At 71.4% G+C, this 7,377-nt stretch carries 7 protein-coding genes; 2 read left to right on the top strand and 5 right to left on the bottom strand.

The features are described from left to right. Window positions 1–183 precede the first annotated feature (183 nt). Together ACGFIV_RS28375 and ACGFIV_RS28370 are read right to left on the bottom strand one after the other, a co-directional pair. Window positions 184–939: an SDR family NAD(P)-dependent oxidoreductase gene (locus ACGFIV_RS28375; RefSeq protein WP_358559563.1), complete on the bottom strand. Its 756-nt coding sequence runs from the start codon at window positions 937–939 to the stop codon at window positions 184–186. Between the two features lie 22 nt (window positions 940–961). Then, the gene (locus ACGFIV_RS28370; protein ID WP_358559565.1) at window positions 962–2,008 is read right to left on the bottom strand and encodes an NAD(P)-dependent oxidoreductase; all 1,047 of its coding nucleotides are present in this window, start codon (window positions 2,006–2,008) and stop codon (window positions 962–964) included. A 158-nt stretch (window positions 2,009–2,166) separates the two neighbouring features. On the opposite strand from ACGFIV_RS28370, the gene ACGFIV_RS28365 reads away from it, so the two are divergent. Both ACGFIV_RS28365 and ACGFIV_RS28360 read left to right on the top strand, forming a co-directional pair. Then, a complete protein-coding gene (locus tag ACGFIV_RS28365; RefSeq protein WP_358559567.1) occupies window positions 2,167–2,700 on the top strand; it encodes an SgcJ/EcaC family oxidoreductase in 534 nt (177 codons plus the stop codon). Window positions 2,701–2,779: 79 nt separating this feature from the next. Beyond that, a complete protein-coding gene (locus ACGFIV_RS28360) occupies window positions 2,780–3,331 on the top strand; it encodes an SgcJ/EcaC family oxidoreductase (protein WP_392838191.1) in 552 nt (183 codons plus the stop codon). Between the two features lie 3 nt (window positions 3,332–3,334). Here ACGFIV_RS28360 and ACGFIV_RS28355 read toward each other — a convergent pair whose 3' ends face one another. From ACGFIV_RS28355 to ACGFIV_RS28345, 3 genes are read right to left on the bottom strand one after another with little or no spacing between them, the layout of a single operon-like run. Beyond that, window positions 3,335–3,577 carry a hypothetical protein gene (locus ACGFIV_RS28355; protein ID WP_358559571.1) on the bottom strand — a complete coding sequence of 81 codons (243 nt, stop codon included), beginning with the start codon at window positions 3,575–3,577 and terminating at the stop codon, window positions 3,335–3,337. A 17-nt stretch (window positions 3,578–3,594) separates the two neighbouring features. Beyond that, window positions 3,595–5,799: a hypothetical protein gene (locus ACGFIV_RS28350; RefSeq protein WP_392838190.1), complete on the bottom strand. Its 2,205-nt coding sequence runs from the start codon at window positions 5,797–5,799 to the stop codon at window positions 3,595–3,597. Then, window positions 5,796–7,376 carry a peroxidase family protein gene (locus tag ACGFIV_RS28345; RefSeq protein WP_392838189.1) on the bottom strand — a complete coding sequence of 527 codons (1,581 nt, stop codon included), beginning with the start codon at window positions 7,374–7,376 and terminating at the stop codon, window positions 5,796–5,798. Before ACGFIV_RS28345 ends, ACGFIV_RS28350 begins: the two co-directional genes overlap by 4 nt. Window position 7,377 lies beyond the last annotated feature (1 nt).

Below are 7,377 nucleotides of genomic sequence, written 5' to 3'. Positions count from 1 at the left end.
GAAAGCTACGAGGCCGGACTCCACCTCCGAGGCTCGATCATGTGGCTGAAGCTCCTCACCTCAACCACATGATCCGAACTCCAAACAGCTCCTAGTGGCCTGAGCCCCCGGCCGCCCGTCCCGCCTCCCCGTCGGGACGGGCGGTCCCGCATGTGACGGTCCCGCATGTGGCGACCTCGATCGCTACCACGGAACCGGGCCCGTGTCGCCGAAGCAGCCGCCGGTCGGGCCGTCGGCGCCGAGGGTGGCGAGCCGCACCGCGACCGCGGCCCCCTCGGCGGCGGTGCGGGTGAGGCCGGGGACGGCCTTGGTGAAACCGGTCGCGCACGGGCCCGGGTCCGCCGCGTTGACCAGGACACCGTGCTCGCGAAGCCCCTTGGCGTACTGCACGGTCACCGAGTTGAGCGCGGTCTTGGACGGGACGTACGCGAGCGAGGCGGGCCGGCGGGTGAAGTGACCGCCGGGGTCGGACATCAGCGTGAGCGAGCCGAGGCCGCTGGTGACGTTGACGACGCGTCCCGCCGACGAACGCAGCAGCAGAGGGATCATCGCGGTGGTCACGCTGATGACGCCGAAGACGTTGGTCTCGAACACCTCCCTGACGACGTCCAGCTCGGCGCTGCCGGGATCCTGCCCGGGGAGGTCGCCCAGGATCCCGGCATTGTTGACCAGGACGTCGAGCACGCCGAAGTGGTCGCCGACGTACCGCGCGGCCGCCGTGACCGACGCGCGGTCGGTGACGTCGAGCTGGATCGCCCGCACGTCGGCGGCGGCGGACCGGAGGGCGGCCGCCGCCTCCTCGCCGCGACGCGCGTCCCTGGCGGCGAGCAGCACGGTCATGCCCCGCTCCGCGAGCTGCGCGACGATCTCGCGCCCGATCCCCTGGTTTCCGCCGGTGACCAGCGCCGTCACCGGCCCGGTGGTGGTGTCCCCGGTCATGACCGGGTACCGCTCTTCGCGTTCATGCCCGGCCCGGCGCTCCCTGTGTCACGCCCGGGTCGGGGCGGCGTTCCGCGCGGATCACCTCCACGACGGCGGCGATGTCGGCCTCGCGCCAGCCGCGCTCGCCCGCCTCCTCGTAGCGTCGCTCGACCAGGCGCGCGATGGGCAGCGTGAGCCCGTTCGACTCCGCCACCTCGTTGAGCAGCCGTACGTCCTTGGCGCCGAGCCGCGTGGGGAACCACCCCTTGTGGCCACCGGCGATGATGTCGTCGACCCGGTTGACGATGGCGGGGGGCATGGTGGGCCACTGGTAGAGGACCTCGCGCAGCAGCTTCATGTCCAGCGCGGCGGCCTCGGCCGCGGCCACGACCTCGGCGACGGCGGCGACTCCGGACATCAGCAGGAAGTTGTTGAGCAGCTTGAAGGCCGACGCGCTCCCGGGGTCCTCACCGCAGTACCAGTGGACGGAGAAGACCCGCGACCAGATCGGCTCCAGCCGGTCGGCGAGGCGCCGGTCGCCGCCCACCAGGCTGGAGGCCAGGTTCGCGAACACGGTCTTCGGCGCTCCGATGATGGGCGCGGCCAGGAACCGCTGCCCGGGGACCATGTCCCGGAGCCTGCGGGAGGTCTCCGGGGAGACGGTGCTCAAGTCGACCACGAGCGGCCCCTCGGCATCGGAGCCGAGCCCGGTCAGCCGCTCCATGACGTCGAGGACGGCGCGGTCGTCGGTCAGCGACATCAGCACCGCCTCCGACCCGCGCGCGGCCTCCGCCGGCGAGGACGCCTCGACCGCTCCGGCACCGACCACCTCGGCGGTCCTGCCGGGCGTACGGTTCCAGACCGCGACGTCATACCCCTGTGTGAGCAGCCGGCCGGCCACCGCGCGGCCCATGTGACCCATCCCAAGTACAGCTATGTGCATAGGTCTTCCCCCCTTGCCGCCATTGTCGCGGGTGCCCCACCCTCGGCGGCGGAGGCTCGCTGGAGATGATCTCGCCGGGGATACGGCGCGCCGTATCCTCCCGAGCCGTAGGGCAAATCCATCCTGATGTGCTAAATCGGACACTTAGGGGAATACCGGTAGAGGACTCACAGGACGACGCCCGTTAAGGAAGGTGAACCGCTTATAGGTTTGCGCACGGTGAACTTCGAACGGGGGCATGGATGGACATTCATCGATGCAAGGGGAGAAGTATCCGCCTGGCGATCATCGGCGGCCTCGGGATGGCGCTGACCGGCGCCGCGACGCCGCCGGACGTCACGACGCCGACCGTGGGCGCGGCGGCACCGGCCGTTTCACAGGTGCCGCGGAAAGACCATGCCGACACCGACCTCACCGCCCTGCGCCGTATCTGGGAGCAGCAGGCGGACGCCTGGGCCCGGGGGGACGCCGGCGCCTATGCGAGGATTTACACCACCGATGCCGACCTCATCAACATCAGGGGCGAGCATCTCCATAGCCGCGACTCCATCGCCACGAAAATCCAATACTACTTTAATAATCAGCTCAAGAACACCCATATCCTCCGAATGGAGGAAGAGGTGCGTTTCTTGTCCCCCACGACGGCGCTCATCCTCCGGAAGGACTGCGTGCTGTACGGCGCCGAGACGGCCTGCCGCCCGGACACGCGATCGATCAACACCAGCCTCGCCGTCAAGCACGCGGGCCGATGGATGGTCACGTCCTTCCACAACACCCTCATGCGGCAGCAGAGCGCGCCGCTCCCATCGTTCAGGAACTTCTTCTCCGGGCGCTGACCGGCGACCCGCCACCCGGCCCGGCTGACAGGGGAAACGCTTCCACGTTTGTTCGTGATCATCTTCGAACGGGGCAGAGATGGGCATTCATCGATACGCGAGGAGAACGATCCGCCTGGCTCTCGCGGGTGGGCTCGGCATGGCGCTGACCGCCGCCGCCACACCGACCCAGGCCGTGACGCCGGTGAGCCGCGCGCTCTCGGCGCAGGCCGGCTCCGAGGTCTCGGGGACGGGTCCCTACGACACCGAACTCGCCGCCCTGGCGCGGCTCTGGCAGCGCCAGGCCGACGCCTGGGCCCACGGGAACGGGATGGCCTACGCCGCGACGTACACCACCGACGCCGACTTCGTGAACGTCACGGGCGACCACCTGCGCACGCGGAACGAGATAGGAACCAAGTTCCAGCGTTACCTCGGCAACCAGCTCAAGAACTCCCGCATCCACACCCTCGAAGAGAAGATCCACCTGCTGTCCCCCTCGACGGCCTTCATCATCCGCAAGGGGTGCGTGTTCTTCGGTTCGGAGAGGACCTGCCACCCGAACACCCTCTCGTGGAACACCAGCATCGCCGTCAAGCAATCGGGCCAGTGGCTGATCAGGTCCTTCCACAACACCCTCGTCCGGCACTGAGCGTCAGCGGCGGGCCCGGTCGGCGTAGACGCCCAGGCGCGTCGCCGCCTCGTCCAGATCGGTGGAGGCCCGCAGGCAGGCGGCGATGTGGGCGTTCACGGTGTCCCTGAGCCACTGCGGCGCGGCGCCCTCGGCGTCCAGCCGGGCCCCGATGTCGCGCAGACGCTCGGCGCAGTCGGCGAGCACGAGGGCGTCGGACCGCAGCACCCCGGCATGGAGGGCGATCGCTTCGGGAACGGCGGGCATCCGGGAGGCTCCTTTGGTCAGGTGACGCGCACCGGGACGGCGGCGCCCCGCAGCGTCTGGTGGGCGAGGGTGGACAGGCACAGCAACGGGCGGGCGCCGTCGAGGCCCAGTGCCCGCAGGTGCCGGACCATGGGGTGATCGGCCGGCCCGGTGACCAGGCGGACCCGTGGGGCGGGATGCGCCCGCCCCCGGCCCCTGGTCTCGACGCACGACCGCAGCGTGGCGCCGTCGTGGCGCGAATAGCCGACCAGGTCCGGGGCTCCGGCCGGGATTCCCGGGCCGAGCCGTCCCCGGAAGGTCAGGATCCGGCCGTCCGGACCGCTCGCCGCGACGCGCAGGGACCTCGCGGTCAGCTCGAAGTCGAGGCGGGCGAGGGACGGCTCGTACCCCCAGACCTCCGGAGACACCGAGGACACGGCCTCGGTGTCGACCAGGGAGCCGGCCAGCCAGGTTCCGGAGCGCCGGTGACGCGCGCTCCTGACCAGATCTGGCCATACCCTCGGCGACGGTGGACGCCACGGATCGTGCACGACGATCCCGAGGGCGACCTCGCGGTAGGCCCCCAGGCTGGTGCGCCGGTTCGACGACGCGTGGACGGCGACGAGGGCACGTCCCGCGACCTGGACCGCGGGCCCGAGCCCCGTCCCCTCCAGCAGGGCCGCCGCCGCGCGCGCGTCCACCGCGAAGTACGCCGTGAGGGCGGCCCCGTCCTCGCACCGGACGGGCAGTTCGAGCGCTCCGCCCGGCGTGGCGGCCCGGTAGGTGGGCACGGTGAGGAACGGGAAGCCCTCGGGGTGGGGCACGTGGTCGAACAGCAGGTAGGCCCGCGAGCGGGTGACCGGCCCCCGGTACGGCGTGAGGGCATCGTCGATGCGGTCGCGGGCCTCGGGCAGGTCGTTCGCGATGTTGGCGGTGTAGTGCTCGATGCTGTGGCAGATCGGGAACAGGTGGGTCGCGTCGGAGTAGTCGACCACGTACCAGCCGGGGTGCAGGTCGAAGCAGCCGCCCGCGCCCTGTCCGTCGAGGGTGGGGATGATGTCGTGCTGGTTGGTGACGCTGGCGACCCAGGTGCGCGGGTCGGCGGGACGCTTGAAGTCGACCGGTGATCCGATGGCGACGGCGTGGGTGACGGCGTAACGGGCGCAGAACGCCGGGTCCTGCGCCAGGTTCATGATCGCCGCCCCGCCGGCGCTGTGCCCGATCAGGGCGACCTCGGCCCCCTGCGGGATGCCGGCGTCGTCGATAGCCTTGACCAGCGCGCGGCTGTAGGGCCCGCTGTCGAGCACGGCGCTGCTGAAGGCGCCGAGCAGATCCTGCGGGGAGTCGTTGTCGGGCCGTCCGGGTCTCATGCCGGGCACCTGGACGACGTGGCGCTCCACGCCGTCAGGGCCCGTCACGGTCTGGATGAGCACGCGCCCGGTCGTGCCGACGACGCCGATGTTGCGGAGGAAGCCGAGCAGCGACCCGTGTGAGCACAGCCGCTCGGCCTCGGCCGCGTCGAGCTCCAGCCGTCGCGCGGCGCCCTTCCCCCTGTCGAGGACCGCTATGGCACGGTTGCTCATGCCGGTGACGGGATCGGCGCTGGCGTACCCTCCGCCGGTCGCGATCAGCCAGGCGGCGGTGTCGTTGAGCGGGTTCTCGTCGAGCAGGGCCCGCAGGGCGAGCACCTCGCCGAAGACCGGGGCGAGCCCGCTGAGCGTGCGCACCGCGCCGCGGTCCTTGAGCAGGGCGCGCAGCGCCCGGAGCGCCTGGAGGTCGCGGTCGGCGCCCACCGCTTCGATGAGCCTGCCCATCAGCGGGTCGCCGGCCAGTTCGGGATGATCCTGGGTGACGGCGGCGATGCGCAGCCGCAACGACGTCGCGAGGATGAGGACGGCGAGGCTCTCCGCTCCCGCCATGCCGCCGGCCCTGGCCGCGAGACCGCCCAGCCGGCCGCCGGCGACCGCGTACCCGAGCCCCGCGCGATCGGTCACCGCGCGGAGCAGGGCCCGCTGCGCCCGGTAGCCCTCGGCCGGGGCGCGCCACAGGGCGCCGAGCACGGCGCCGTCGGTGAGCGCCGCCGTGGCGTGGGCGGAGGTCTCCTGGATCACCGCCCCGATCTCGGCCAGTTCCCTGGCCGCCGTGCGCAGCGGCTTCGCCGCCTTGCCCGGCTCGCCGCCGGGGTGGCCTCCACTCGCGTCGCCTCCGGTGGGGCCGCCGCCGGGGTGGTCGTCGTCGTTCACCGATCCTCCCGGCGGGTCAGGCTCACGAAGCGCGGTCGCGGGTCCTCGGGGACGTTGCGGTGCAGCACGTCCGACAGCGTTCGCGTGGTAGCGATGATCTTCATGCCGTACGGGGAGAAGGTCGCGGTGGTGAACACCCGAGACGCCAGCAGTGGATTGGTCAGCGCCTGGGAGAAGGCGTCGATGGCGATGATCTTCGTGAGGAGCGGCGGCAGCATGGCGTTCGCGTCCCCCGGCTCCTCGGCGAACAGCCCGACGTACAGGTCGAGGTCGTCCACGCCGCGATACAGCTCGCCGAGCGCCTCGCTCACCCGCCGATCGCCGGAGACCTGGTCGAAGCGGCGCACACGGGGGAAGCGGCAGTGCTCACGGTAGCTGTTGTAGGGCGCGAGGTTCAGCGCGCGCGACTCGGCGACGCTGGCCACGTCGACCTCCCGCAGCACGGGGTCGGTGTTGAACAGGCCGATGCGACCGGCGCGCTGCAGCGAAGCCTCCTCGAACAGCCGGCCCAGCCCTGGCCCGGGGATGAGCGCGCCGCCGACCAGGGTGTCCGCCATCGGAAGCTCCCGCCCGCCCACGGAAAGGGCGGAGGGGATCAGGCTGTGCCAGCGGTAGACCAGGTTGAACTCGGCCGAGGCCCAGTTCTCCCGGTGCCAGGGCGCGCGGGCGAGCAGGGTGGAGAGCCGGGGATCCAGGGTGAAGCGGAAGTGGTACGGGGTGATGTGGTTGATGTACTCCTCCACCACCAACTTGATCAGCAGCACGATGAGGATGTTGCGCGTGGTCTGGAACAGGCGCTCGTCGTCCCAGCGCGGGTAGTGGCGGGCCAGGAGGCGGGCCACCCTGTTGTGCTCGCGCAGGAACAGCACCGTGAGCATGGTGAAGCCGATCTGGATGTTGCCCCGGTCGCTGCCGGTCGCGAACAGGGTGTCGCGCTGCTCGCGGGTGAGCTCGGCGAAACGGATCACGCTCAGCGCGGCGAACTCGGGTTTGACCCGGCCGTTCTCGCAGAGGTGGGGAGGGAACTCGGCGCCGCCGATCACCTGGCTCTTGAGCAGCCCGCCCTCGAAGGCGCGCAGGGCGGCGGTCGCGGCGGCGTCGAGCCCGTAGAGCTGGTTGAGGTCGATGTGGTGGTTCGAGCTGTTCTTGCGCGGGTCCCTCGGGACGTGGGTGTCACCGCGCAGGAACCCGTCGGTGAACCACTGGGCGAAGTACGCGAACAGCACGGTGGACCGGGGACACGGGATCATGGTGTCGCCGCGCGTGAACAGGTCGGCCGCGCGCTCGGGCGTGGGCCTGCCGGTCTCGGCTCCGGCGACCGGCGGCACGTGACGCCCGCTGAACGTGCGATCGGTCAGCGAGGCCCACGAGGTGTAGTCGGCCATGGTGCTCAGCGGCTCGGGCCGCGGCGGCATCTCGCGGACCGCGTGGTCGATCAGCGTGGCGTTGAGCCGCCGCCGTACGGGCTGGGCGCGCTGCGCGAGGTCCCACAGCGGCCGTCCACGCGTCAGGGCCAGGAATCGGAGCCGGTTGGCGGCGCCGTCGGTCGCGATGCTTCTCGCTCTGCTGGACGCCACC

The sequence above is a fragment of the Sphaerisporangium sp. NPDC049003 genome (genome assembly GCF_043197795.1).
Classification (GTDB): domain Bacteria; phylum Actinomycetota; class Actinomycetes; order Streptosporangiales; family Streptosporangiaceae; genus Sphaerisporangium.
Note: the sequence above shows the minus strand (reverse complement) of the source record. Positions and strands in the feature narration are given on the sequence as shown.